This is a genomic window from Rhizobium sp. WSM1328, assembly GCF_057653715.1.
The window spans coordinates 4694612-4718780 of the sequence record NZ_CM172788.1; the positions used below are offsets into that span (position 1 = coordinate 4694612).

The window sequence follows — 24169 nt, forward strand, 5'->3', positions numbered from 1 at the left end:
TTATTTGAAGACGGCGTTAGGATTATCCAAGCTGTCGGAACCTTCAAGCTGAACCGTACCGAGATCGAGTGCGGCAATAACGCGCTGCACGGATTTCGTCTGATCGATCAGGCCGTCAATGGCGGCCTGAACGACGGCATTGCCTTCCTTGTTGCCTTCGCCGATCATCTGGTCGTACTTCTCGACGGTCTCGCCGCGCTTTGCCATGGCATTCATCGCATCGAGCGTCTTGTTGAGCTTGCCTTCCACTTCGGCATCGAGCGCCTTGTCCTTGGCGGCCACCAGATCATGCAGCGACGGGCCGCTGAGCTTGGTGCCGTCGACGCGGGTATAGTTGCCGGTATAGGCAGCAGCGATCCCGATCGCGTCGTTGAGATGCGAGTTGTAGGTATTGTCCGAGAAGCAATCATGCTCTTCCTCGGGATCGTGCAGCAGCAGGCCGAGCTTCATGCGCTCGCCGGCAAGCTCGCCGTAGGAAAGCGAACCCATGCCCGTCAGGATCGCGACGAGGCCGGCCTTCGGATCGGCTTCGACGTTCTTCGTCGCAGCGCCGTCCGGCGTCCAGTTGTCGGTCATTTCCTGCAGGTCGGTAACGAGCAGCGTGGAGGCGGACTTCAGATATTCGGCGCGGCGGTCGCAATTGCCGTGCGTGCAGTTCTTGAGGTCGTAATCGGTTGCCGGACGGTCGCCGGCGCCGGGACCCGTGCCGTTCAGATCCTGACCCCAGAGCAGGAATTCGATGGCGTGATAGCCGGTCGCGACATTGGCTTCGATGCCGCCGGCCTCAGCCAGCGTGCCGGAGAGGAATTCCGGCGTCAGCTTGGAGGCGTCGACATCCTTGCCGTCGATCTTGATCGTCTTGTTGGCGATGACATTTGCCACATAGAGAGAATTTTCGTCGCTCTCGGTGCCGTAGGAAGCATCGACATAGTCGATCAGGCCTTCATCGAGCGGCCACGCATTGACCTTGCCTTCCCAGTCGTCGACGATCGGATTGCCGAAGCGATAGACTTCCGTCTGCTGGTAGGGGACGCGCGCCTTGATCCAGGCCTCCCTGGCGGCCTTGAGCGTCGCATCAGTCGGCGCCTTCAGGAAGGCGTCGATCGCGGCGTCGAGCGCCTTGGCCGTCGTCAGCGAGTCTTCGTATTTTGCATGCGCCACGTCGGCATAGTGTTTCACCACGCTAGCAGCATCGGTCGCGGCATGCGCAGGAAGGGCGAGCAGGGCGGCGGGGGCAATCGCCAGCACGGCTGCGCGGAATGTGTTGAGCTTCATGATCCTCTCCTGTGACGGGATTTTCCGTCTACCGCATCGGCCCGAAAATCGGAATCGATTTTCGGAAAGCACGATGCGTCGATTCAAAGTGTTACAGCGTCCTTTGCGCGTCTGATAAGACGCGCGGCGCTGTAATCGGGCTCCGTCTCTTCGCGCAAAAGCAAACTGGTGTCAAACACTCTAGTTTGGAATGATTTTAAGAACGGACAGGCGTGGCTAACCGGTCATTTTTGAACGGCATTTGCTTGAAAAACCGGCAGTTGCTGAGGCCTCCGCTAAGTCGCGTCAGCCCTTCCGCTGCATGCGGCAGAAGAAGAAGCCGTCTGTATCGGTGGAAGCGGGGGTCAAAGTCACCGACAGGCCGTCGGAAGAGTGCGGACGCGGGGCGTCCTTTCCGAAGAGCTGATCCCAGGCAGGCAGGGCACTGACGATCTGAAAATCAGGATTGTCAGCCGTGAAGCGGCGCGCCTGTTCCTCGTTCTCTTGGGGCAGGACCGAGCAGGTCACATAGATCAGTTCGCCGCCTGATTTGACGAAGCTGCTCGCCTGCGCCAGCGCGTCCTGTTGCTGGGCGGTGCGTTCGTCGAGGTTCTTCGCCGTCAGCCGCCATTTCGTATCGGGGCGGCGGCGCCATGTGCCGGTGCCGGTGCAGGGCGCGTCGACTAACACCTTGTCGCAGCGTCCGGCAAGGGCGGCGAGCGCCCTGGCATCGTCATGCACCTGGACATTGCGTGTGCCCGCCCGCTTCAGCCGCTCGATGATCGGCGCCAGCCGTTTGCGGTCGGCGTCATAGGCGTGAACCTGTCCCTTGTTCTGCATGGCCGCGGCCATGGCGAGCGTCTTGCCGCCGCCGCCGGCGCAATAGTCGAGAACCTGTTCGCCATCATGGGCGAGCACCAGGTCAGCGACGATCTGTGATCCCTCGTCCTGAACTTCGAACCAGCCTTTCTGGAACGAAAGCTCGGCTGTCACGTTGGGAAGACGCGAGGCGCCTTCGCCAGCGGCAATCCGGATGCCGTAGCGGGCGATCTTCGCAGCATGCGCGTTGGCTCTTTCGAGCGCCTTGACGACCTTGTCGCGGGACGCCTTGAGGCTGTTGGCGCGCAGATCGAGCGTCGGGCGGGCGGCGAGCGCCTGTGCCTCGGCGAGCCATCCGGCGCCGAAGGCCTGTTCGAAGGAGGGTTGGACCCATTCGGGAATATCGCCGCGGATATGCGGCGGCGCATCGTCGAGCGAGCGGCTTTGAAAGGCCGCAACAGCGTCGGCTGAAAGCGGCGCCGGCGCAAATTTGTCATCCGCCAGCTCAGTGGCAAGACGGTCAGGTGTGAAACCCCATTGGCGGAACATGACGGCATGGGCAATGGCAGCAGGACTGTCGTCATCCATCAGCCATGCATGGGAAAGCCGCATGCGCAGTGCGTCATAGACGATGTTGCCGATCGCAGCACGATCGCCGGAGCCGGCGAAGCGGTGCGCAAGGCCCCAGTCCTTCAGCGCGTCGGCGACAGGCCGCTTGCGGGCATCGATGTCCGCGAGCACAGAAATCGCCCCTTCGAGGCGGCCGCCCAGACGCATTCACATGTCTCCTGTTGCCGTGGCGTGTGAACGATCAGCGCAAACGCGAGTGTCACGCAGTCGTTTGTTCACAAGTCTCAACCGGGTGGTAACCGCGATTGACGGCAAGAGCAAGCGCCGCTTCCGGCGCAGTCAGTGGCGGCCTCAGCTGACGACCTGGTAGCAGACCTTCGCAGTGCCGGAGCTCACCATGCCGATATTCTGCGCGGCGGCGCGCGACAGGTCGATCACACGACCACGGATGAACGGACCACGATCGTTGATACGAACGACGACGGTGCGGCCATTGTTGCGGTTGGTGACCTTCACCTTGGTGCCGAAAGCAAGCGAACGATGTGCGGCAGTCAAGATGGCAGGGTTCATACGTTCCCCGGAAGCAGTTTTGGAGCGAAGTGCGTACCATGAAGCACCGCCACAACCATTGCCAGCAAAACCTTCCGCCGGAAGCATGGAAGAACAGGCTGCAATAGTTACAGCGGCGACAATAGAACGACGTATGTTCTTCAAAACAGAGTATCCCTCAACTATTGAACTCACGCCCTTGCAGGCGGCGGGGCTTAAATCTGCGAAAAAGTGGCGAAAAAGTGCCGCTACTGTTCACGGAATATTACAGTCGGTAACATTCGTGAGTGTGGTGTCGGGATTCCAGGAATGCGCGCCGCGCCAAAACGTGGAAAAAACCTAATAAAATCAGTTAAAATCCGAACGAATTTTCCGAAGGGATAGTTAACGCCATGGCGTTCACGAAAATCGCGAAAATATTTTTCCCATTTCGCCATATTTACTGCCACATTTGGGCAAATTCAAAGGCCGTTAACCATAAGATGCGGCGAAAATTGTCCGGCCAAACCGGGAAAGTAGGAATTTCCTACTCATTTTGGGTGAACATATCCGTCGCAAACAGGACTGAGTTCTACTCCCCCCACCAGCGTCCATCCCGCCACAATTGCGCAAGCGACATGGGATAGTTCGGGAAGGAGAATGCGAAGCCGGCGGCCTTCAGTTTCGCATTCGAAACCCGTTTGTTCTCGCCGTAAAAGGTGCGCGCCATCGGCGTCAATTCGGCGGTCTCGAACGCCTGCTCCGGCGGCGGTTCGACGCCCATCAGGCGGGCTGCCTCAACGATCACATCCTGCGGGGGGCCGGGCCGGTCGTCGGTGACATTATAGATGCCGCCGAGGCCGCGCTCCGACAGGAAGCGTGTCGAAGCACCAATATCTTCGACGCGGATGCGGTTGAACACCTGGTCCTTCTTGATCAGCCGTCGCGCCGTGCCCTTGTCCAGATTGCAGAAGGCGTTGCGGCCCGGCCCATAGATGCCGGAAAGGCGCAGCACCGCCGCCGGCACGCCGCGCTCCCGGCCCATCGCCAGCCAGCCCTCTTCCGCCTCGAGCCGCTCGGTCGACCGTCCGGAAACGGGCAGGCACGGCGTTTCCTCACTCACCCAGGCGCCCTGGTGATCGCCATAGACGCCGACCGTGGAGAGATAACCGATCCATTCGAGCTTCGGCAGCAGGCGTGCGCCGTCTTTATCAAGCAGCCGCAGCAGCGGGTCGGCTCTTCCAGGGGCGATCGACTGGACCAGATGCGTTACACCAGTCAAAGCCCGCCGCAGCCCCGCTTCCATGCTCTCGCCGTCGAAAAGGAAAGCTTCGATGCCGTTCCGGCGGAGCGCCTCCATCTTGTCAGGTGAGCGCGTGGTGCCGGAAACCCGCACGTCGTCGCCGGCAAAGGCCTTGGCGATTGCCGTGCCGGAATAGCCGCAGCCAAAAATCATCACATGCATCAACCCACTCCCGCCAATCGCCATTCGTTCAGGACGTCGTCATCTCTCTCATCCGCCCTTTGTGCGGCAAAGGCCGCAAATTCGCCGGCCTCCATCAGCCGCGAAAGTGCCCAGACCGCCATGCCGCGCACCACGGGTGAGGGATCGTCTGAAAGCCGGCGACATGGCCCGATGAGCGCCTTGTCGCCGGAATTGCCGGCGGCGATCAGCACGTTGCGGACGAAACGGTCGCGGCCGATCCGCTTCACCGGCGAGCCGCTGAAAAAGGCACGGAAGGCGGCATCGTCAAGCGTCAGCAGAAAGGCGATCGACGGCTCCTTCAGATCTTCCCGCGCCTGTAGCTTCATCTCGGAGGCGGAGCTTGCGAACTTGTTCCAGGGACAGGCGGCAAGACAGTCGTCGCAGCCGTAGATGCGATTGCCGATCAATATGCGCAAATCGGCGTCGATCGGTCCCTTGTGCTCGATGGTGAGATAAGAGATGCAGCGCCGCGCGTCGATCTGGTAAGGCGCCGGGAAGGCAGCCGTCGGACAGATGTCGAGGCAGGCGCGGCAGGTGCCGCAATGATCGCTCTCCGGCGCGTCGATCACAAGATCGGCGGTGGTGAACATCGTGCCGAGGAACAACCAGGAGCCGTGCATGCGGCTGACGAGATTGGTATGTTTCCCCTGCCAGCCGAGCCCGGCCGCCGCCGCTAAGGGCTTTTCCATCACCGGCGCCGTATCGACGAAGACCTTTACATCGGCGCCTGCCCGCGCCGCAAAGCGCGTGGCGATCTCCTTCAGCCGGCCCTTGATGACGTCGTGATAATCGCGGTTGCGGGCATAGACTGATATCGCTGCCTTGTCCGGCTTGTCGAGAATGCCGCGGGGATCTTCTTCCGGAGCGTAATTGAGGCCGAAGACGACGACGGAGCGCACCTCGCTCCAGAGTGCGCGCGGATCGCCGCGCCGGTCGCGCGTCTCCGCCATCCAGTCCATCGTCCCGTGACGCCCGGCATCGATGAACTGGCCGAGACGCTCTTTCGCTTCAGGGATCGCGTCCGGTCGCGTGATGCGGCAAAGATCGAAGCCCTTGGCGGCAGATTCCGCCCGAACGAACTCGGTCAAATTGTCGCGGCGGCGGCGCTCTTTGTCGACATTGTCAGGTTCGGGCATGAAGAGCCCTCGTCAGAAATCCAGATCGGCATAGTGTGAAACCGGTGTCAGGCCGCGCACGCGCTCGGTCAGCATCGGCCGGAAGGAGGGACGTGACTTCAGCCGCTGGTACCAGTCCTTGACGACGGGCGAATCCGCCCACTCGATCTCGCCGAGATAATCGAGGATCGAGATCGAGGCCGCGGCGGCAAGGTCGGCATAGCTCATCCGCTCGCCCGCCAGCCACTGACGCGAGCCGGCAAGCCAGGTGAGATAACGCATATGCTGACGGATATTCGCGCGGGCCGTGCGTAAAACCTTCGAATCCGGCGCGCCGCCGCCCTGATCGGCGGTCATCTGCAACTTGTAGACACGCTCGCGGGCGAGCGGCTTGGTCACGTCGTTTTCCATCTTCTGCATGAACCATTCGGTCAGCCGGCGGATTTCCGCCCGCTGGAAAGGGTCTTCGGCGAGCAGCCGCCGGTCGCGCTTCAAGACGCCGTGCGTCTCGTCCAGATATTCGGAAATGACGCTCGCGCCGCAGAGCGCGCGCATGCTGTCGTCGACATAAACAGGCAGCGTGCCGGCCGGATTGAGCGCCAGGAAATCCCGGCGCTTCTCCCATGTCTGCTCCTCGATCAGATCCGCCTGATAGCCGTATTCCGCCAGGATCAGCCGGACGAAGCGAGATGCGGATGACATGGGATGATGATAAAGCGTGGGCATCGATACTCGGGCTTTGTGATTGCTGTTACAGGACTGTGTGGCAGCTCGATTATAGCGCCCTAGTCATGACTCATTGGTTGAAGCTATAGGAGTTTGGCCCCGCCAATACAAGCGAATCGGATTTTTCAGGCCATCTGATAATGGCGAAACACGGTCTAACGAACGAATGGAAGCGGCAGCCTGATCGGCCCAAGCGCTCAGGCCCGACCGAACTTTAAACCGGAGACAATGTATGGATTATATAAATGCTGCAATTCTCGGTGTCATAGAGGGGATCACCGAATTTCTGCCGATCTCGAGCACCGGCCACCTGATCATTGCCGAGCAATGGCTCGGACATCGGTCGGACATGTTCAACATCGTTATTCAGGCGGGCGCCATCCTCGCCGTCACCATCATCTACTGGCGTCGTCTGCTGGATCTGGTGCTTGGCTGGCGTGATCCCGTCAATCGCGACTATGCCGCCAAGCTGATCGTCGCGTTTCTCATCACCGCAATTCTCGGACTTATCGTCAAGAAGCTCGGCTTTGAACTGCCGGAGACCGCAACACCGATCGCCTGGGCGCTCATCATCGGCGGTATCTGGATGATCTTTGCCGAATGGGCCGCCGCCCGCAGGCCGCCGCATAAAGAGATTACCTGGCTTGTCGCCATCCTGGTCGGCATCGCCCAGATCGTTGCCGGCGTCTTCCCGGGAACCTCGCGCTCCGGCGCCACCATCTTCGTCGCCATGCTGGCAGGCACGGGCAACCGCGCCGCGGCGACCGAGTTTGCCTTTCTCGTCGGCATACCCACAATGTACGCGGCAAGCGCCTATGAATTGCTGAAGACGTTCAGGGATGGCGGAGCGGCAGGCGAAGACTGGACGGCGCTCGGCATCGCCTTCGTCGTCTCCACCGTCGTCGCCTTCATCGCGGTCAAATGGCTGCTTGCCTATATCAGAAGCAACCGGTTTACCCTGTTTGCCATCTACCGCATCATTCTCGGCGTCTTGCTGCTCGGCATGGCCGCGACCGGCTTGATTGCCTGAGGTATCCGTCCTGCATTGCATTCGCGCAACTCCCGGCGCGCGAATGCAAATGCCCCGTCGGACCGCACAAACAGGCACTCGATTACCGGCAAGGCGCCGAATTTTTCAGCTAGTCATTGAGGGGATACGCTCCCACCGCCGCTTTGAAGCAGGCGAAACTGAGCGGTGATCTCGAAGCGCCCTGTTTCAGGCGTTCCGATCGACTGCTTGCTTGAGCAGGATGCCGGCTGAGGGCCGGCTTTTCGTCAATGGATGATCGAAGCCGTCGAGCAAGGATCGACGCCGTAGGCCGGCGAGCAATCGCCCTTTACCGCCGCGACCGAACCGGGCGCAACGAAAGAGCCTGCAAGGATAACCAGCGCCGCACACGCAAACAGGAGCGCGATTGACTTGCCCATCGAGAATTGCCTTTCACAGTGATTGCCGCGCGCGACCGCAGGCGTTGAGTCCGTTGGAAGACGCGCGGGTTTGGTAGTCAGTGGAATGGCAAATAGCAATAAACGTTCCTGCTAAATTTCGCGTTAATTCCACAAAAATTCCGATGCGTCTTTTATGCAACGCAACTCAATGTGGTGGACAGCAAAACACCCCAGGCTTGCGCCGGGCTTTGCAGGACACGGCAACGCCAAAAGGCCGCCCGCGGGATCCGCAGACGGCCAAATCTGATCGGTTGGAGAAGATGGTCAGGCGGCCTTGCCGGTGCCGGTATACTGGCCGTGCGGACGATAGTGCACGAGATAGGAGCCAAGCACCGATGCCACCATGGTGGGCGCAATGCCGAGGCCCTTCAGCGTGCGGCCTTCCGCCTCGGCTTCCTTGGAGACGACATTGTCGCGCTTCAGCATGCGCACCTGATCCGGCGTGATCGGCGGCGTTATGAAGGGGACCAGCGAAGCGATGCTGCCGATCATCGAAGCGATGCCGAAGGGCAGGGATACCAGCGGGTTCTTACGGCACGTTACCTTCAGCATCGTCTCGAGACATTCACGGAAGCTGAGCACCTCAGGCCCGCCAAGCTCATAGACCTTGCCGCCGGCGACCTTGCCGTCGACGGCGCGGGCGACGGCCTCGGCGATATCCTCGACATAGACAGGCTGGAATTTCGTCTTGCCGCCGCCAATAAGCGGCAGGATCGGCGACATGCGTGCCATCTCGGCAAACTTGTTGAAGAAGCTGTCCTCCGGTCCGAAGACGATCGACGGACGGAAGATCACCGCATCGGTCTTGACCGACAGGATGGCCGTTTCGGCGCGGCCCTTGGTGCGGCCATAGTCGGAATCGGATTTCGCGTCGGCGCCGATCGCCGAAATATGCGTCAGCGTCGCACCCGCGCCGCGCGCCGCTTCGGCAACCGCACGGCCGCCGAATTCCTGCACGGCGTCGAATGTGTTGCGGCCGGCCTCGTGCAGAATGCCGACGCAGTTGACGACATGGCTTGCCCCGTCGACGGCGCGGTCGATCGAGCTGCGGTAGCGCAGGTTCGCCTGCACGAAGGAGATCTGGCCGACATTGCCGAGCGGCTGCAGGAAGCCGGCGAGATCGGGACGGCGCACGGCGACGCGGATGTTATAACCGCGCTTGGCCAGCGCCCGAACCACGTGCCTGCCCACGAAACCGGAGCCTCCGAACACGGTAACGAGCGGCGGCAGGTTGGCAAGGGTCATGGCAGGCTCCTCGAAAGGCTTTGCGGGATGCTGAATTGGCTCTCGTCTTAGCCGAATCCCTGCGCGACGGGAAGGCCCATCACGCCGTCAGTTTTTTAAGATGTAACGTCGATCAGACGCCTTCGACGACGACCATTTCCGCATCCGCGGCCTCCTGGCGGATTTTCGCGGCGATCTGATATTCCGGCGAATTGTAGCAGTCGACCGCATGCTGCATCGACGGGAATTCAATCACTACGTTGCGGACGCGCGCCTTGCCCTCGAGTTCGGTAAAGGCGCCGCCGCGCGCCAGGAAATTCGCGCCATATTTTTCGAAGGCCGGCTTGGCGGCCGCCACGTAATCCTTGTAGCGCTCGGCATCGCGAACGTCGACGCGGGCGATCCAGTATCCTTTGGCCATGGTCTTATCCCTTTTGTCGTTGATTGCGGTCAGCGATTTGCCGGCCAGAGCGCGCTCACCATCTCGCTGAGGATCGCGCGGGCGGCATCGCGGGGATCCGGAGCCTTGACGACAGGCCGGCCGACAACGAGATGCGTCGCTCCCGCCTTCAGCGCGTCGAAAGGCGTCATCACCCGCTTCTGGTCGCCCTTGTCGCTACCATCAGGGCGAATGCCGGGGGTGACGATGGCCATGTCGGGTCCGACGATTTCGCGCACTGCAGCCGCTTCTTCCGCCGAGCAGACGATACCGCCCATGCCGGCTGCGCGCGCCTGTTCGGCGCGGCGCAGCACCAGGCTGTGCGGATCCTGGCTGTAGCCCGCCTCGGCAAGGTCGTCGGCATCCATCGAGGTCAGCACGGTCACGCCGAGCAGGCAGAGGCCGGAGCCGGCTGCGGCCTCGACCGCTGCCTTCATGGCTTTCGGATAGGCATGCAGCGTCAGCATCGACATGCCCATCTTGGCGATGTTCTCGACGCCGGAGGCGACAGTGTTGTCGATGTCGAGCAGCTTCATGTCGAGAAAGATCTTCTTGCCGCTTGCGGCAAGATCACGGGCGAATTCCAGGCCGCCGGCAAAGACCAGCTGATAGCCGATCTTGTAGAAGAGAATGTCGTCGCCGAGCGTGGAAACCAGTCTTTCCGCCTCGCCGATCGTTGGAACATCCAGGCCGACGATCAACCGCTCGCGTGCGTCCATCTGAAGTCACCCCTGCCAGTCTTCGATGGGCGTCCAGTCGCATGCTAGGCGCCGATCCGCAAGACCGAAAGCATAGAGATTGCCGCCGCCGCCGGGCTGGTCGCGGTCGCGCGCGATCGGGCTGCCCGCCAGATGGCATTTTAGCAGCGTGCCGACGCCGCCATGGCCGACAAAGGCGATCGGCGCCGTCGCATCATGCGTGGCAAGAACGGCATTAACGGCCTCGACGATGCGGGCCTGCGCGTCGACTGCGCGCTCCCAGCCCTTGAAGCTTTGTTCCGGATGGGCGAAGAACCAGTCGGCCGCCTCTTCGAATTGCGGCGGCGGCAGGAAGCCGGTGGCCGTGCGGTCGTTCTCGTGCGTCGCGTGGACGATCTCGATCGTCACGCCGGACGCTTCCGCCAGGATTTCGGCCGTCTCGATCGCCTTCGTCTCGTCGCTGGAGACGATGCGTTGCAATTGCCTCGCCCAGCCGCTCTCTGCCGCTTTGCGCGCCCGCGCCGCGCCGACATCGGAAAGCCCCCATTTCGGCACCGGCACGTTTGGGTCGATCCTGACCTGCGGATGAGTGATGTAGATCCCGAACATCTCAGCCGCGCTTATAGATCCAGAGCTGCGCCGGCGGAATATTGCGCATGACGAAGTCGAAATGCTGGATATGGTAGCGGTCGGGATTGGCGGCGATCGGCGAGATCGCGCCATAGGAAATCTGCACCATCGGCCGGCCGGCCGGCAGTCGATCGAGCAGGCTTTCGAGCAGCGAGATGCGCTTCGCCATCGGGAAATTCAGCAGCGGAATACCCGAGACGACGGAATCGAAGGTGAGACCGCTGAAATTGCCAAGAGTACTCTGAAGATCGAAGGCATCGCCGTTGATGAAGTGCACGCCGGGATAGGTCCGCTGCAGATGTTTATGAAAATCCGTCGAATATTCGATTGCGACGAGATTTTCCGGACGGACGCCGCGGCCGAGAATGGCCTTGGTGATAGCACCCGTGCCCGGTCCGAGTTCAAGCACCGGCAGCCCGGAATGGATATCGACGACGCTTGCCATGCGCTTCGCCGTGATCGAGGAGGTCGGCACGATCGAGCCCACCGTCTTCGGCCCCTGCATCATGCCCCGGAAGAAGCGGATCTCGTCGTCGAACTTCTTGCCCAACCGTTCCTTCACCTTGACCCGTAAGCTCATTCTCCACCCATCCGCATGTTGATCGAATGCCTTAATATGCCGCTTGTCGCTTAAGGGACAAGGATTTTCGCAACAAGGACATCGGCATCAACAGTTCATGCGGCTTTCGGCGCTGAACCGGGCATGAGATCGGCGAGCCTTTCGCTCAATTGATCGGCATCGATAGGCGCGCGCAGCTTCACATCGGTATTGTCGAAATAGAGATAGACGTCACGGCCTTTGCTGCGCGCCGCTACGGGCGCCAGCACTCGCGTCGCATTCTCAGCTTCTCCACCCGTGGCCCAGGCGCGGATGCGTTGCGCCCATATGTCGAGCGCTTCGCCCTCGTAGCCGCTGACATAGAGCTTTTCGGAACCATGCAGGCGGCAGTAGATGAAATCGGCGGTGACATCCATCAGCAGTGGCCATTTCACCGTATCGGCGCAGACGAGAGCGACCCTGTGCCGCCTGAGCATGTCGATGAAAGCGGGTGAGCGGAAGCTCTCGTGGCGAATCTCCAGCGCATGCCGGATCGGCTGGTGCCCGTCGCATTTAAGCCAGGCCGGTCCCTTGATATGCCAGTCGTGACGCTTCGCAAGCGCTGTCGCTGCGTCGCGGTCGTGCGGCAGCAGCGACAAAAAGCTCTCGAAAAGGGATGGGTCGAAGACCATGTTCGGCGGGAATTGCCAGAGGATCGGTCCGAGCTTGGGACCAAGCCGCAAAAGGCCGGAGGCGAGGAAATTGGCGAGCGCCGTCTGGATATCCTGCAGCCGCAGCATATGGGTGATGAAGCGCGGTCCCTTGACTGCGAAGACGAAATCCTCCGGCGTTTCCTCGCGCCAGCGGCCGAAGCTTTCGGGCCGCTGCAATCCGTAGAAGGTGCCGTTGATCTCGATCGACCGGAAGTGCCGGGCGGCGTAGGAAAGCTCCTGCTTCTGCGGCAGGTCCTTCGGGTAGAATTGACCGCGCCAGGGCGCATAGGTCCAGCCGGATATGCCGATGCGCACCGTTCCCGTCTTTTTGGTCATGGGATCCTCCGTTTTGACAGGAGGAAAAACGGCAATGGGCGGCCTTCGTTCCGGTCAGACGCGCATCGGCATCAGCACGTAGAGCGCATCGTCGCCCGCCGTGTCGCGGATCAGCGTCGGCGAGCCGGCATCGGCAAGCAGGAAGATCGCTTCCTCGCCGGAAAGCTGGGCGGTGATGTCGAGCAAGTATTTGGCATTAAAGCCGATTTCCATCGCATCCGTGTCGTAGCCGACGGCAACTTCTTCCGTCGCGCTGCCGGAATCGGGATTGTTGACGGTCAGCATCAACTGCCCCTCGGAAAGCGCCAGCTTGACGGCGCGGCCGCGCTCGGAGGAGATCGTCGAGACGCGGTCGACGGCCTGTGCGAAACTCGTGCAGTCGACCCGCATTTCCTTGTCGTTGCCGGTGGGGATGACGCGCTGATAATCCGGGAAGGTGCCGTCGATCAGTTTCGAGGTCATGACGATCGAGCCGATCGTCAGCCGGATCTTGGCGTCGGAGACCTCGACGGTCACCATTACCTCGGGATTGTCGACCAGCTTCTGCAGCTCGCCGACCGTCTTGCGCGGAATGATGATGCCGGGCATCCCCTCGGAGCCGGAAGGCGCATCGACATCGGCGCGCGCCAGCCGGTGGCCGTCGGTCGCAACCGCCCTGAGCTTCAGCTGGCCGTTGCTCTCGATCGTGTGGAAGAAGATGCCGTTCAGATAATAACGCGTCTCTTCCGTCGAAATCGCGAATTGGGTGCGGTCGATCAGCATCTTCAGATCGGCCGCCTTCAGCTTGAAGGAATGCGTGAAGGTGCCGGCCGTGAGATCAGGGAAGTCCGATTCCGGCAGGCATTGCAGCGAGAATTTCGAGCGGCCGGACTGCACGGTCATCGCGCCGCCATCGGGGCTGGTGGCAAGCAGCACTTCCGATCCGTCGGAAAGCTTGCGCACGATGTCGTAGAGAAGATGCGCGGGAACGGTGGTGGCGCCGGGCTGCTCGACGCTAGCAGGTGTCGCCTCGGTGATTTCGAGGTCGAGGTCGGTCGCCTTCATATCGAGCTTCTGGCCGTCGGCTTTGAGCAATACGTTGGACAGGATCGGGATCGTGTTGCGACGTTCGACCACGCGGTGGACGTGGTTCAGCGATTTCAACAGGTTTGACCGCTCAATAGTAATACGCATGGGATGCTACCGCTTTCGACCGTGACTGTCCGGGCGCGTCGAGCACCCGAAGAATGCTGTCCCGGCTTGAGGCCGGGGGAGTGGACGGGCAAAATGGCAGACTTCAGCATTGCTTTGCAAGAGGCATGGACGTCGGCACCCCTGCATTTGCGGTTTTCCAGAGCAATGCTCACAGAAATCCGAACCCTTGCCGAAGCGGTGCGGCTCGCCCATAAGGGTTCGATGCCGGCGACGAGCCGGCGGGACGAAAGCAAATGGCATGAATGAGGAAACCACAGCGGACGCCGCCAGCCGGCGAAGCTTCCGCCTGCACAATGCAACGGTGCCGGCGCGGCCGCTGGAGCCGGCGCTCTATCTCGTCGCCACTCCCATCGGCAATCTCGGCGATATCACGCTGCGGGCGCTCGAAACGCTGGCCGGCGCCGATGTGCTTGCCTGCGAAGATACACGCGTCACCCGCGTGCTGCTCGACCGCTACGGCATCCAGAACCGCCCCTTTGCCTATCACGAGCACAATGCCGACGAGGCCGGTCCAAGGCTGCTGCAGGCGCTCGAAGCCGGGCGCTCGGTGGCGCTGGTTTCCGATGCCGGCACGCCGCTGGTCTCCGATCCCGGCTATCGGCTGGCGCAGCAGGCGATAGCGGCAGGTTACCGCGTCATTCCCATTCCCGGCGCCTCCGCGCCGCTCGCAGCCCTTGTCGGCTCCGGCCTGCCGAACGATGCCTTTCTTTTCGCCGGTTTCCTGCCGGCCAAGGACAAGGCCCGCCGCGACCGGCTGGGTGAACTTGCCGCAGCACCCGCGACGCTGATCTTCTTTGAATCGCCGCATCGGATCGGCGCAACGCTTCTGGCCGCCGCCGATGTGCTGGGCCCCATGCGGCCCGCCTCCGTCTGCCGCGAGCTGACCAAGACCTATGAGGAGTTCCGTCGCGGCACGCTTGCCGACCTTGCCGCGCATTATCAGCAGGTGGAAAACGTCAAGGGCGAGATCGTCCTCGTGATCGGTCCGCCGGAGCCGGTCGAGACCGATGAGGCCGATGTCGAAGCCATGCTGGCCGACCTGTCGAAGTCGATGCCGACGGCAGGGGCCGCGACCGAGGCTGCCCGCCTCACCGGCCTGCCGCGCAAGGTGCTCTATCAGCGCCTGCTGGAGATCAAGAACGCCGATGGGCGATAACGATCTCACCGCCATCAGGAGGAGGGCACTGCGCCGGGGCCGCATGTCGGAATATGTCGCGGCCGTCTTCCTGATGCTGAAGGGCTATCGCATCCTGGCGCTGCGCCACCGCACTAGGCTCGGCGAGATCGACATCATCGCCCGTAAGGGCGATCTTGCCGTCTTCGTTGAGGTCAAGGCCCGCCATGGCGAGGCCGCGGCGGTCGACGCCGTCTCTGTCGCCGCGCAGAAGCGGATACGGGCGGCAAGCGATCTCTGGCTCGCCCGCCAGGCGGATCAGGCCCGCCTTTCCCAGCGCTATGATATCGTCGCGATCATGCCGGGCCGGCTGCCGCGGCACTTTATTGATGCCTTCTGAGCCCCGTTCGACCCATCGGATTTCCGGATCGTTAAACTTTTAGTTCCCGCGTGAACCGGGTTCTTACGACTCTCTGCTATCGACTCGGTAGGGATAACAATTGGGGGTTGTTTCATGGCCTGGAAGCTAATGCTTGCAAGTGCGGTCGCCATGGCCGCGCGCTCGGTGCCGTATGCTGCCGTGGCGAAGCCGGCCGGAAAATCCTTCGTCGCGCATGCGAGCGGTCTGCTGCCGCTGAAATCCACGCCGATCAATCCGGACTGGGTTATCAGCGGCAATCCGCAGGCCCGCACCGCCGAACATTCGCGCGGCCATGACGAGGCATCGCTGACGGCGATCTGGGATTGCACGGCGGGCGAATTCCGCTGGCGTTTCGGCTGGGACGAGACAGTGATGATCCTCGAAGGCGAGGTTCATATCACCGCCGAGGACGGCACGGAACGAACCCTGCGTGCCGGCGACGTCGCCTTTTTCGCCGGCGGAACCTGGGCAAGCTGGCGGGTCGACAATTACGTCCGCAAGGTCGCCTTCCTGCGCAAGCCCTTCCCGAAGCCCTTGGCGATCGCCTACCGCCTCCGCAACATGCTGCGCAACAGCGGCAACCAGGGCATCGCCGCCTGACGACTTCGATGTTCGCGCCATGCGCTAATCGGGCTGAGGCGGGGCGGTTGTTTCGCCCTTCAAGATCTCGCAGCCGAATAGGATCGGATTGTCGAGGTCAGGCGCGGTTTGCTTGTTCAACAGAACGGCCACCGCTGCTGCGGCTATGTCTTGAATCGGCTGTTTCACGGTCGTCAGCCGTGGCGTTGTCATGCTTGCGAGCGGGATGCCGTCGAAGCCGAGGATCGAAAGGGCTGCGGGTATCGGAATTCCCAGATCATGCGCTGCCCGCATGCAGCCGATGGCCTGCTGGTCCGAACTTGCAAAGATCGCCGTCGGCCGCTCGTTTCGTGCGCGTGCCAGCAGATAATTTCCCGCGGCACGGCCGCTCTCGTAGTCGAAGGCCGCCTCGGCGATCAGCGGTCGTCCCGCCATTCGTCTGCTGTCGTCCGCCTGCTCCCCCGCCTGCTCGATTGCATCGAGATAACCTCTGAGGCGATCGTTGGCGGGGACGGAGTGGCCAGGCCCCGAGATGAAGCCGATGCGGCGATGACCGAGCTGCAAAAGATGTTCGACGCCGAGGCGAACGCCATTGCGGTGATCGGCGGCAATGCCGGAATATCCTGGCATAAGGCGGTCGACGACGACGATCGGCAATCCGTTCGGCAGCTGGAGTGTGTGGAAATCATTGCTGGGAACCAGCATGATGCCGTCGACCTTTCGGCTTGTCAGCTGTTTGATGCGGTCAGCCTCCTTGGCCGCATGATCAAACGACGTCATGACGATGATATTATAGCCGTGATTTGCCGCCGCTTGTTCCGCCGATTGGACAAGTTCCGCGAAGAAGGGATTGGTCAGATCCGGAATGACGATGCCGATGAGGCGGCTGACCTTGCCGCGCATGCTTCGCGCCGACGGGTCGGGTGTATAGCCGAGGTCTTTGATGATCGCTGTGACGCGCGCCCGCAATTCCTTCGTCACGGAGGGATGATCATTCAAAACCCGCGAAACGGTCCCGGTGGAAACTCCCGCAAGCTTGGCAACCTCTCGAATCCCGACCTTTGACATAACGGAAACAGTGGCCCTTTCTCTGCGCCCTCGGAAGACACCGAAGCGCGCCTGATCGAAGCTTCCAGCTAATGGTCTTTACCGCCCTCGTCAAAGGGCTGCATCTCAATTTTGACCGCCAGTCTGCATAGCACGAGCGTGGGCCAATGCTCAATGGAAACGGTTCATTACATGCGCACCGATACAGGCCAAACCTGGGAGTCAAAGCTGACGTTTGGCTCAATTTCGGCAGCTTGACAATTTCTAAGGGCGTGCTACCCAGATGACGTTGGAAACGGTTCATTGCCGCCGGCAACTCAGGTGGAGCTGAGCCCAGGACCGTTCGGGAGGAAAAATGTCCAATTTTTTGAAGCGTGAATCCGTCTTGATCAATGCGCCGCGCCGTGCGGCATTGAAGCTTGGACTTGCCGGCACCTTGGTGCTTGCGCTGTCCTGTGGCGTGTCGCCCGCCTTTGCGGCCGGCAAGCCGAAGGTCGGCCTGATCATGAAATCCTTGTCCAATGAGTTCTTCAAGCAGATGAAGGCCGGCGCCGACAAATATGCGGCCGAAAACAAGGACAAGTTCGACTTCAAGGCCGTCGGCATGAAGGATGAGCGTGATTTCGCGTCCCAGGTCGATGCCGTCGAAAACTTCGTCACGCAGAAATACGATATCATCGTTGTTGCGCCGGCCGATTCAAAGGCCATGGCAACCCCGCTGGCAAAGGCAGTCAAGGCTGGCGTCAAGGTCATCAACATCGATGTGCCGCTCGATGCCGATGCGAAGAAGAAAGCCGGTATCGATCTCGCTTTCTTCGGGCCTGACAATAAGGGCGGGGCGACGCTTGCGGGCGACGCGCTTGCCAAGGATCTGGGGCCTGGCGCCAAGGTCGTCATCCTCGAGGGTAACCCCGAGGCCGACAATGCCAAGGAGCGCAAGGAAGGCTTCATGGACTCCGTCAAGTCTGGCAAGCTTGAGCTTCTCGACAGCAAGACGGCCCATTGGGAGACGGAGGAAGCCAATACCGTCATGACGAATTTCCTGACGAAGTATAAGGATATTCAGGGCGTTATGGCAGCCAACGACTCGATGGCTCTCGGCGTTGTCAAGGCGCTCGATGCGGCCGGCCAGAGTGGCAAGATCAAGGTTGTCGGCTTCGATAACATTCCGCCGGTTCAGCCGCTGATCAAGGATGGCAAGATGCTTGCCACTGTCGAACAGTATGGCGCGCAGATGGCGGTCCTCGGCATCCAGTATGGCATGCGTGAACTTGCCGGCGAGAAATTCACCGGCTGGGTCAAGACCGACATCAAGCTGGTCACCGCAGCGGATCTCAAATAGTCGGGATCGCCCGCATCGCGCGTCTGACAAGATGCGCGGCACTGTACAGGAAGCGTCGGCTGCGGCCGGCGCTCACCGCTACCAACCGATTGACGCGTTGACCGCTTCAGGTGAGGCTCGTTTCCGAGCCGCTGGGATGCGTGCTGCGCGGAGTTCGAACAGAGCGTGCATGAGGTCGCCATGTCAGACGCAGCAGATGACGGCATTTTGAGGCTGGAAGGGATCGGCAAGCGCTTCCCGGGCGTCGTGGCGCTCAAGGATGTCTCCATGCGGATCGGCCGCGGCAAGGGGCACGTTCTTCTCGGCGAAAACGGTGCTGGAAAGTCGACCCTGATCAACCTGCTCGGCGGTGTCTTCAGGCCGGATGACGGTCACATTCTGTTCGACGGCAAGCAATACCATCCGGCCTCGCCGTTGGAGGCCTTCAAGGCGGGCATCCGGGTCATTCACCAGGAACTGCACTCCCTTTCCAACCTGACGGTGGCGGAAAACCTGCTGTTCGAGCATCTACCGCGCCGCTACGGCCTGGTGAACTACAAGGAAATGAACGGCAGAGCGGCCGAACTCCTGGAAGAGGTCGGTCTGGATGTCGCCCCGACGACACTGGCGAGCCGCCTCAGCGTCGCCCAGCTTCAACTGGTCGAGATCGCCAAGGCGCTTTGTTATGAAAGCAAGCTTCTCGTTCTCGACGAACCGACGGCAACCCTGACCTCCAAGGAGGTCGATCGCCTCTTCGAGATTCTCAAGCGGCTGAAGCGGCGTGGTGTGACCACGCTCTACATCTCGCACAGGCTGGAAGAGATCTTTGACGTCGGCGACGATGTGACGGTGCTGCGCGACGGCCAGCACGTGATCACGCGTCCGCTGGCCGGACTTGCTATTCCTGACATCGTCGAACTCATGGTCGGACGGAAGCTTGCGGATCATGGCATTTTTCGCAGCGACAGCACCGTGTCCGGCGAGGCGCTCGGCGTGTCCGGCCTGAAGGTGACGCGCAATAGCCCGGAACTGTCATTTTCCGTGGCAAAGGGGGAAATCGTCGGCATTGCCGGCCTTGTCGGCAGCGGGCGGACCGAGGCGGTTCGCGCCATATTCGGCGCCGATGCCAAAGCCGCCGGCGAAATTCGGGTGAATGGCGATCCGGTTGAGATCCATTCGCCGAAGGATGCCGTTGCTGCCGGCCTCTGCCTGGCAACCGAAGACCGCAAGACGCAGGGCTTGATGCTCGATATGAACTGCGCTGAAAATGCCACCATAACCGATCTCGCCAAGATCTCCCGCAACGGTTTGATCATGCGAAGGGCGCAGGACGATCATTCGCAGCGCCTCGTGCGCGAACTGCGCATCAAGACCCCGTCCATCCATCAGGCGGTCAGGACCTTTTCCGGCGGCAACCAGCAAAAGGTCGTCATTGCAAAATGGCTGTTCCGCGGCCCTAAAGTTCTGATTTTCGATGAGCCGACCCGTGGAATCGACGTCGGTGCGAAGGCCGAGATTTACGAGCTTCTGTGGAAGTTTGCGGCCGAAGGAAAAGGCGTTCTGGTCGTATCGTCGGATCTGCCGGAGCTCATCGGCATTTGCCATCGCATCATCGTCTTCTCCGACGGCAAGATATCGGGCGAAATAGTTCGGGAACAGTTTGACGAGAGCAGGATCCTTTCGCTCGCCTACAAGGAGTACAGTCGTGTCCGCCAACATTGAAAAACAGACCGAGGCGAAAGAGGTGAGCGTCTGGGACAAGCTTGTCCGGATCTCGCTGAAGGAGGCAGGCGTCGCCATTGCCCTCATTCTGATCCTGGCGTTTTTCTCGGCGACGGCGCCCTATTTCGCAACGCCGGAGAACTTCCTGAAGATCTTCGTGCAGATTGCCATCAACACCGTGCTTGCTGCCGGCATGACCTTCGTCATCCTCGTTGGCGGCATCGATCTCTCGGTCGGGTCGCTGCTTGCCCTTTGCACCGTGATCGGTGCGACGATCATGATCAATCCGGCGTTTTCGCCATGGCAGGCGATTGTTCTCGCATGTCTTGCGTCGATGGGCACGGGTGCCATCCTTGGCGCCGTCAACGGCTGGATTTGCGAGAAGTGGAAGCTTCCTTCCTTTATCGTCACTCTTGGCATGCTGAACGTCGCCAGCGGCCTGGCGCGTGTGGTCAGCGACAATTCCACGATCACCGGCCTGCCTCAGCCTTTCGTCGATTTCGGCAACCTGATCTTCTGGGGCATATTTCCCTCGATCTTCCTGATTGCGATCGTCGTCGTCCTCATCGGCTGGTTCGTGTTGCGCTACACCGTCTTCGGGCGCTTCGTCTTCGCGATCGGCACCAATGAAGAGGCTGTCCGGCTGTCGGGGCATGAGCCGAAACGGTACAAGATTGCGGTCTTCACGATCTCAGGGCTGACGGCCGGCATTGCCGCCATGGTCTATCTGCTCCGTCTCAATGTCGGCAGCCCGGTTGCGGGCATCGGCTACGAGTTGAATGCCATCGCCGCCGTTATTATCGGCGGAACCAGCCTTTCGGGCGGCAAAGGCTCGATTGTCGGCACGCTGGTCGGCGCCTGCATTCTGCAGGTGCTGTCGACGGGATTGCAGCTCTTGGGCGCTGACGACAATATCAAGCCGATCGTCATCGGCGCCGTCATCGTGCTCGCCGTCATTCTCGACAGCTATCGCGGCCGGTTGATGCGGAAACTCGAAACGCGGTGAAAAGCAATTCCAGCAAAACTTTGCAGCGGTTTTGCGCCCGGAATTGCGCAAAAACAAAAATGCTCCGGGGCCGGAAGCCCTTGATTGCCCGTTGCGTTTGATATCTGGCCGACCTACATCTGTCCGGCATTCAGCGAGGGATGGAAATGGCCAAGATCACCAATGTAGCGGTCCAGATGGACCATGTCGCAGGCATTAATATCGCAGGTGATTCCACCTTCGCCATGAGCCTGGAAGCCCAGGCGCGCGGCTACAAGCTCTTCCATTATACCCCCGACCGCCTGAGCTTCCGTGACGGCAAGCTCTATGCCAGCGTCGAGCCGATGGTGCTGCGCGACGTCAAGGGCGATCACTACGAGCTTGGCGCGCCGGAGCGCGTCGATCTCGCGACCATGGATGTCGTGCTGCTGCGCCAGGACCCGCCCTTCGACATGGCCTACATCACCTCGACGCATCTGCTCGAGCGCATCCATCCGAAGACGCTCGTCGTCAACGATCCCGCCTGGGTGCGCAATTCGCCGGAGAAGATCTTCGTCACCGAATTCTCCGACCTGATGCCGAAGACGCTGATCACCAAGGATGCCGCCGAGATCCGCCGTTTCCGCGACGAGATGGGCGATATCATCCTGAAGCCGCTTTACGGCAATGGCGGCGCCGGCGTCTTCCATTCGACCCGCGACGACCGCAATCTCTCTTCGCTGCTGGAAATGTTCGGCCAGCTTTTCCGCGAGCCCTTCATCGCCCAGCAATATCTGCCCGACGTGCGCAAGGGTGACAAACGCATCATCCTGGTCGACGGTGAATTCGCCGGCGCCATCAACCGCGTGCCGGCCGAACACGACAGCCGCTCCAACATGCATGTCGGCGGCCGCGCCGAGGCGACCGAGCTGACGGCGCGTGAACAGGAAATCTGCGCCCGCATCGGCCCGGCGCTGCGGGAGCGCGGCTTCCTGCTCGTCGGCATCGACGTGATCGGCGATTACATGACCGAGATCAACGTCACCTCTCCCACCGGCATCCGCGAGGTGAAGAAGTTCGGCGGCGCCGATATAGCAGCCCTGCTTTGGGATGCGATCGAGCGCAAGCGCGGCTGAGCCAGCCGGCCATGACCGTTCTGGTCCCGCGACCGAGCACAACCAAGGTCACAGCGGATGCCTGACTCCGTTCTTTGATTGTTCTTGTTTTATTCCTTCGTCCATGCCAAATTGCAACCGCTGGCCTTCAAAGGCAGCAGGGCGGTATGGTAGAGTTTGCGGGACAAGGGATGGGCTTATGGTCGCGCGTGTCAGTACGGTTGCATTTCAGGGTATCGAAGGTGTACCGGTCGAGGTCCAGGTCATGGTCGCTCCCGGTAAGGTCGGCATGCAGATCGTCGGCCTGCCTGACAAGGCGGTTGCCGAAAGCCGCGAGCGCGTACAGGCCGCCCTCCACGCCTCCGGCCTGGCGCTGCCGGCGAAGCGCGTGACGGTCAATCTGGCGCCTGCTGACCTGCCGAAAGAGGGCTCGCATTTCGATCTGCCGATCGCGCTCGCCCTGATGGCCGCCCTCGGCGCCATTCCCGCCGATGCGCTGTCGGATTTTGTCGTCGTCGGCGAGCTCAACCTCGATGGAACGATCGCCGCCATATCCGGCGCGTTGCCGGCTGCGATCGGCGCCAATGCGCTCGGCAAGGGGCTGATCTGCCCGGCCGAAAGCGGCGCCGAAGCCGCCTGGGCGGGCGCGGACGTCGATATCCTCGCACCCCGCAGCCTGATCGCCCTTGCCAATCATTTCCGCGGCACGCAGGTCCTGTCCCGGCCGGAAGCGTCGATCCGCGCCAATGCCGCAAACCTGCCTGATCTTGCCGAGATCAAGGGCCAGGAAAGCGCCAAGCGGGCGCTGGAGGTCGCAGCCGCCGGCGGTCATAACCTTCTGATGGTCGGTCCTCCGGGCTCCGGCAAGTCGATGCTGGCGGCCAGGCTGCCGTCGATCCTGCCGCCGCTTTCGGCCGCCGAGGTACCCCGCATCATTCCGCCACCATGGCAGCCCTCGTCGGCGGCGGTCTGCGCGCCCGTCCGGGCGAAGCCTCGCTTGCCCATCACGGCGTGCTCTTTCTCGACGAGTTTCCCGAATTCACGCCGCAGGCGCTCGATGCGCTGCGCCAGCCGCTCGAAGGCGGTGAATGCGTTATTGCGCGCGCCAATCACCGCACTAGCCCAATCCATGCAGGCCTTTCGTCTACTGGTTCTTCATGGATTCGAAGGGCAGGCCCGAGCAACCTTCAGAGGAGTGATCGAGACTGCGGACTTGCTGATTATGGTCTTGGCAAGTGGTAATTGGGCTTCTGGCCATATCACTCGGCTTCGATGATGTGCATTCTTCAGCCCAAAGTGTGACAGAGTGAAGCGACGTATCGAGAATTCATAAAATCCTTTGAAGACCCTAGCGAGAGCTACAAACACTGGAGAAGCCATCTATCTCCATCGAAAATTAGGGCTGCCGTTTCGCTGCTGGAAGACGACGATCCGCTTTCCATCCCAATCGATCAGACGCCGAACGAAGTCAGAAAGGATATGTATCAGTGGCTTTCCAACTTCGTTCATGTGAATTTTGTTGCTCACATTGTTGCAGCTCATCCAGAAGATTTTGCTGGAAACTCTCGACCGCTCGCGATGCTCGGAGACGTAGGTGAGGCGTCGAGGGCGACACTTGCCCACGGCCTGCTATACCTTTGGATTACCTTGCTGAGGATTGAGAAATTGCTTTGGGAACAGCATTGCTGGAAAGGTTTCCGGGGAAAGCGCTCCCGAAAATGGTTCAAATATCGCTGCCGTGCATTGGACGAACTGTTCCTGTCCTATCTGCCGACGTATTGGGAAAAGAACCCTGTAGCTGGCACGCAGTCCATATAGGCGGCCCGGGACGATTTCATCGAGAACCCTCCGGTGGACCCCTCCATGATCGGGGAGGCCAAAACGCGGATGAGCAGGCCGAGATTTGCCAAGCGGCGAGCGATGCGAGGTATGCAATCAAGGCTATCATCTACTTCACCGCGTCCGAGCTGGTGAGGGTGAAGGCCATCCTCAACAGGCTTGGTTTGGAGGATAATACGGATGTGGTTTTGCTCGATGCACGACGTGACAATAAGCCATCCGTCTCCAAGGCCGCATGACAGAAGCGGTCACCTACCGCATCGCCGGCGATACAGACTGACGGCTGTGGCGTAGCAAATAGGGGCGCCAAAGCGCCCCTAGACTCTGC

24 protein-coding genes and 1 pseudogene are annotated in these 24169 nt (G+C 61.1%); 10 read left to right on the forward strand and 15 right to left on the reverse strand.

Annotation, left to right across the window (positions count from 1 at the left end):
* The 6 genes from AC2444_RS23200 to AC2444_RS23225 form a co-directional block, all read right to left on the reverse strand.
* On the reverse strand, window positions 1-1275 hold the full coding sequence (locus AC2444_RS23200) for an imelysin family protein (RefSeq protein ID WP_012759825.1): 1275 nt from the start codon (window positions 1273-1275) through the stop codon (window positions 1-3).
* A 285-nt stretch (window positions 1276-1560) separates the two neighbouring features.
* A complete protein-coding gene (locus AC2444_RS23205) occupies window positions 1561-2850 on the reverse strand; it encodes an RsmB/NOP family class I SAM-dependent RNA methyltransferase (RefSeq protein WP_012759826.1) in 1290 nt (429 codons plus the stop codon).
* Window positions 2851-2994: 144 nt separating this feature from the next.
* Window positions 2995-3357: a septal ring lytic transglycosylase RlpA family protein gene (locus tag AC2444_RS23210; RefSeq protein WP_012759827.1), complete on the reverse strand. Its 363-nt coding sequence runs from the start codon at window positions 3355-3357 to the stop codon at window positions 2995-2997.
* A gap of 406 nt (window positions 3358-3763) precedes the next feature.
* Window positions 3764-4636: an SDR family oxidoreductase gene (locus tag AC2444_RS23215; protein WP_012759828.1), complete on the reverse strand. Its 873-nt coding sequence runs from the start codon at window positions 4634-4636 to the stop codon at window positions 3764-3766.
* Window positions 4636-5793 carry a tRNA epoxyqueuosine(34) reductase QueG gene (gene queG / locus AC2444_RS23220; RefSeq protein ID WP_012759829.1) on the reverse strand — a complete coding sequence of 386 codons (1158 nt, stop codon included), beginning with the start codon at window positions 5791-5793 and terminating at the stop codon, window positions 4636-4638. The genes AC2444_RS23215 and queG overlap by 1 nt, the downstream gene beginning before the upstream one ends.
* Window positions 5794-5805: 12 nt before the next feature.
* Window positions 5806-6498 carry a glutathione S-transferase family protein gene (locus AC2444_RS23225; protein ID WP_003544722.1) on the reverse strand — a complete coding sequence of 231 codons (693 nt, stop codon included), beginning with the start codon at window positions 6496-6498 and terminating at the stop codon, window positions 5806-5808.
* A 232-nt stretch (window positions 6499-6730) separates the two neighbouring features.
* Between AC2444_RS23225 and AC2444_RS23230 the strand changes: the two genes are divergently transcribed.
* Window positions 6731-7528: an undecaprenyl-diphosphate phosphatase gene (locus AC2444_RS23230; RefSeq protein ID WP_012759830.1), complete on the forward strand. Its 798-nt coding sequence runs from the start codon at window positions 6731-6733 to the stop codon at window positions 7526-7528.
* A gap of 245 nt (window positions 7529-7773) precedes the next feature.
* Here AC2444_RS23230 and AC2444_RS23235 read toward each other — a convergent pair whose 3' ends face one another.
* From AC2444_RS23235 to dnaN, 8 genes are all read right to left on the reverse strand, one after another.
* Window positions 7774-7926 (reverse strand): hypothetical protein, encoded by a 153-nt coding sequence (locus tag AC2444_RS23235; protein WP_003544729.1) that lies wholly within the window; start codon window positions 7924-7926, stop codon window positions 7774-7776.
* 285 nt (window positions 7927-8211) lie between these two features.
* On the reverse strand, window positions 8212-9192 hold the full coding sequence (locus tag AC2444_RS23240; RefSeq protein ID WP_017995781.1) for a complex I NDUFA9 subunit family protein: 981 nt from the start codon (window positions 9190-9192) through the stop codon (window positions 8212-8214).
* Between the two features lie 112 nt (window positions 9193-9304).
* A complete protein-coding gene (locus tag AC2444_RS23245; RefSeq protein WP_012759832.1) occupies window positions 9305-9592 on the reverse strand; it encodes a DUF1330 domain-containing protein in 288 nt (95 codons plus the stop codon).
* A gap of 29 nt (window positions 9593-9621) precedes the next feature.
* The gene (gene pyrF, locus AC2444_RS23250; protein ID WP_012759833.1) at window positions 9622-10329 is read right to left on the reverse strand and encodes an orotidine-5'-phosphate decarboxylase; all 708 of its coding nucleotides are present in this window, start codon (window positions 10327-10329) and stop codon (window positions 9622-9624) included.
* A 6-nt stretch (window positions 10330-10335) separates the two neighbouring features.
* Window positions 10336-10917 (reverse strand): histidine phosphatase family protein, encoded by a 582-nt coding sequence (locus AC2444_RS23255; protein ID WP_012759834.1) that lies wholly within the window; start codon window positions 10915-10917, stop codon window positions 10336-10338.
* A 1-nt stretch (window position 10918) separates the two neighbouring features.
* Window positions 10919-11518: a phospholipid N-methyltransferase PmtA gene (gene pmtA, locus AC2444_RS23260; protein ID WP_012759835.1), complete on the reverse strand. Its 600-nt coding sequence runs from the start codon at window positions 11516-11518 to the stop codon at window positions 10919-10921.
* A gap of 95 nt (window positions 11519-11613) precedes the next feature.
* Window positions 11614-12525, reverse strand: coding sequence for a DUF72 domain-containing protein (locus tag AC2444_RS23265; RefSeq protein WP_012759836.1), 912 nt, complete (start codon window positions 12523-12525; stop codon window positions 11614-11616).
* 54 nt (window positions 12526-12579) lie between these two features.
* Entirely contained in the window at window positions 12580-13698 is a 1119-nt protein-coding gene (gene dnaN / locus AC2444_RS23270; RefSeq protein ID WP_003544738.1) for a DNA polymerase III subunit beta, read from the reverse strand.
* 259 nt (window positions 13699-13957) lie between these two features.
* On the opposite strand from dnaN, the gene rsmI reads away from it, so the two are divergent.
* The 3 genes from rsmI to AC2444_RS23285 all read left to right on the forward strand — a co-directional run bounded on the left by rsmI (window position 13958) and on the right by AC2444_RS23285 (window position 15854).
* Window positions 13958-14875, forward strand: coding sequence for a 16S rRNA (cytidine(1402)-2'-O)-methyltransferase (gene rsmI / locus AC2444_RS23275; RefSeq protein WP_012759837.1), 918 nt, complete (start codon window positions 13958-13960; stop codon window positions 14873-14875).
* The gene (locus AC2444_RS23280) at window positions 14865-15233 is read left to right on the forward strand and encodes a YraN family protein (RefSeq protein WP_012759838.1); all 369 of its coding nucleotides are present in this window, start codon (window positions 14865-14867) and stop codon (window positions 15231-15233) included. Before rsmI ends, AC2444_RS23280 begins: the two co-directional genes overlap by 11 nt.
* 114 nt (window positions 15234-15347) lie before the next feature.
* Window positions 15348-15854 (forward strand): cupin domain-containing protein, encoded by a 507-nt coding sequence (locus tag AC2444_RS23285; protein ID WP_017995784.1) that lies wholly within the window; start codon window positions 15348-15350, stop codon window positions 15852-15854.
* A gap of 24 nt (window positions 15855-15878) precedes the next feature.
* Here AC2444_RS23285 and AC2444_RS23290 read toward each other — a convergent pair whose 3' ends face one another.
* A complete protein-coding gene (locus AC2444_RS23290; RefSeq protein WP_012759840.1) occupies window positions 15879-16901 on the reverse strand; it encodes a LacI family DNA-binding transcriptional regulator in 1023 nt (340 codons plus the stop codon).
* A 334-nt stretch (window positions 16902-17235) separates the two neighbouring features.
* Between AC2444_RS23290 and AC2444_RS23295 the strand changes: the two genes are divergently transcribed.
* From AC2444_RS23295 to AC2444_RS23320, 6 genes and pseudogenes are all read left to right on the forward strand, one after another.
* On the forward strand, window positions 17236-18222 hold the full coding sequence (locus AC2444_RS23295; RefSeq protein WP_012759841.1) for a sugar ABC transporter substrate-binding protein: 987 nt from the start codon (window positions 17236-17238) through the stop codon (window positions 18220-18222).
* A 180-nt stretch (window positions 18223-18402) separates the two neighbouring features.
* Complete coding sequence (locus AC2444_RS23300) at window positions 18403-19923, forward strand: sugar ABC transporter ATP-binding protein (protein WP_012759842.1); 1521 nt, start codon at window positions 18403-18405, stop codon at window positions 19921-19923.
* Window positions 19907-20929 carry an ABC transporter permease gene (locus AC2444_RS23305; RefSeq protein WP_003555988.1) on the forward strand — a complete coding sequence of 341 codons (1023 nt, stop codon included), beginning with the start codon at window positions 19907-19909 and terminating at the stop codon, window positions 20927-20929. The genes AC2444_RS23300 and AC2444_RS23305 overlap by 17 nt, the downstream gene beginning before the upstream one ends.
* A gap of 146 nt (window positions 20930-21075) precedes the next feature.
* Window positions 21076-22023: a glutathione synthase gene (gshB, locus tag AC2444_RS23310; protein ID WP_012759843.1), complete on the forward strand. Its 948-nt coding sequence runs from the start codon at window positions 21076-21078 to the stop codon at window positions 22021-22023.
* A 178-nt stretch (window positions 22024-22201) separates the two neighbouring features.
* Window positions 22202-23124, forward strand: a pseudogene (locus AC2444_RS23315) (YifB family Mg chelatase-like AAA ATPase); the annotation flags it as partial.
* Between the two features lie 357 nt (window positions 23125-23481).
* Entirely contained in the window at window positions 23482-23820 is a 339-nt protein-coding gene (locus AC2444_RS23320; protein ID WP_245461237.1) for a hypothetical protein, read from the forward strand.
* Window positions 23821-24169 lie beyond the last annotated feature (349 nt).

Bases quoted from the DNA above. Each gene is read 5' to 3' on its own strand.
- AC2444_RS23200 (WP_012759825.1), bottom strand. From the start codon at position 1,275: ATGAAGCTCAACACATTCCGCGCAGCCGTGCTGGCGATTGCCCCCGCC.
- AC2444_RS23205 (WP_012759826.1), bottom strand. From the start codon at position 2,850: ATGCGTCTGGGCGGCCGCCTCGAAGGGGCGATTTCTGTGCTCGCGGAC.
- AC2444_RS23215 (WP_012759828.1), bottom strand. From the start codon at position 4,636: ATGCATGTGATGATTTTTGGCTGCGGCTATTCCGGCACGGCAATCGCC.
- queG (WP_012759829.1), bottom strand. From the start codon at position 5,793: ATGCCCGAACCTGACAATGTCGACAAAGAGCGCCGCCGCCGCGACAAT.
- AC2444_RS23225 (WP_003544722.1), bottom strand. From the start codon at position 6,498: ATGCCCACGCTTTATCATCATCCCATGTCATCCGCATCTCGCTTCGTC.
- AC2444_RS23230 (WP_012759830.1), top strand. From the start codon at position 6,731: ATGGATTATATAAATGCTGCAATTCTCGGTGTCATAGAGGGGATCACC.
- AC2444_RS23235 (WP_003544729.1), bottom strand. From the start codon at position 7,926: ATGGGCAAGTCAATCGCGCTCCTGTTTGCGTGTGCGGCGCTGGTTATC.
- AC2444_RS23240 (WP_017995781.1), bottom strand. From the start codon at position 9,192: ATGACCCTTGCCAACCTGCCGCCGCTCGTTACCGTGTTCGGAGGCTCC.
- AC2444_RS23245 (WP_012759832.1), bottom strand. From the start codon at position 9,592: ATGGCCAAAGGATACTGGATCGCCCGCGTCGACGTTCGCGATGCCGAG.
- pyrF (WP_012759833.1), bottom strand. From the start codon at position 10,329: ATGGACGCACGCGAGCGGTTGATCGTCGGCCTGGATGTTCCAACGATC.
- AC2444_RS23255 (WP_012759834.1), bottom strand. From the start codon at position 10,917: ATGTTCGGGATCTACATCACTCATCCGCAGGTCAGGATCGACCCAAAC.
- pmtA (WP_012759835.1), bottom strand. From the start codon at position 11,518: ATGAGCTTACGGGTCAAGGTGAAGGAACGGTTGGGCAAGAAGTTCGAC.
- AC2444_RS23265 (WP_012759836.1), bottom strand. From the start codon at position 12,525: ATGACCAAAAAGACGGGAACGGTGCGCATCGGCATATCCGGCTGGACC.
- dnaN (WP_003544738.1), bottom strand. From the start codon at position 13,698: ATGCGTATTACTATTGAGCGGTCAAACCTGTTGAAATCGCTGAACCAC.
- rsmI (WP_012759837.1), top strand. From the start codon at position 13,958: ATGAATGAGGAAACCACAGCGGACGCCGCCAGCCGGCGAAGCTTCCGC.
- AC2444_RS23280 (WP_012759838.1), top strand. From the start codon at position 14,865: ATGGGCGATAACGATCTCACCGCCATCAGGAGGAGGGCACTGCGCCGG.
- AC2444_RS23285 (WP_017995784.1), top strand. From the start codon at position 15,348: ATGGCCTGGAAGCTAATGCTTGCAAGTGCGGTCGCCATGGCCGCGCGC.
- AC2444_RS23290 (WP_012759840.1), bottom strand. From the start codon at position 16,901: ATGTCAAAGGTCGGGATTCGAGAGGTTGCCAAGCTTGCGGGAGTTTCC.
- AC2444_RS23295 (WP_012759841.1), top strand. From the start codon at position 17,236: ATGTCCAATTTTTTGAAGCGTGAATCCGTCTTGATCAATGCGCCGCGC.
- AC2444_RS23300 (WP_012759842.1), top strand. From the start codon at position 18,403: ATGTCAGACGCAGCAGATGACGGCATTTTGAGGCTGGAAGGGATCGGC.
- gshB (WP_012759843.1), top strand. From the start codon at position 21,076: ATGGCCAAGATCACCAATGTAGCGGTCCAGATGGACCATGTCGCAGGC.
- AC2444_RS23320 (WP_245461237.1), top strand. From the start codon at position 23,482: ATGTATCAGTGGCTTTCCAACTTCGTTCATGTGAATTTTGTTGCTCAC.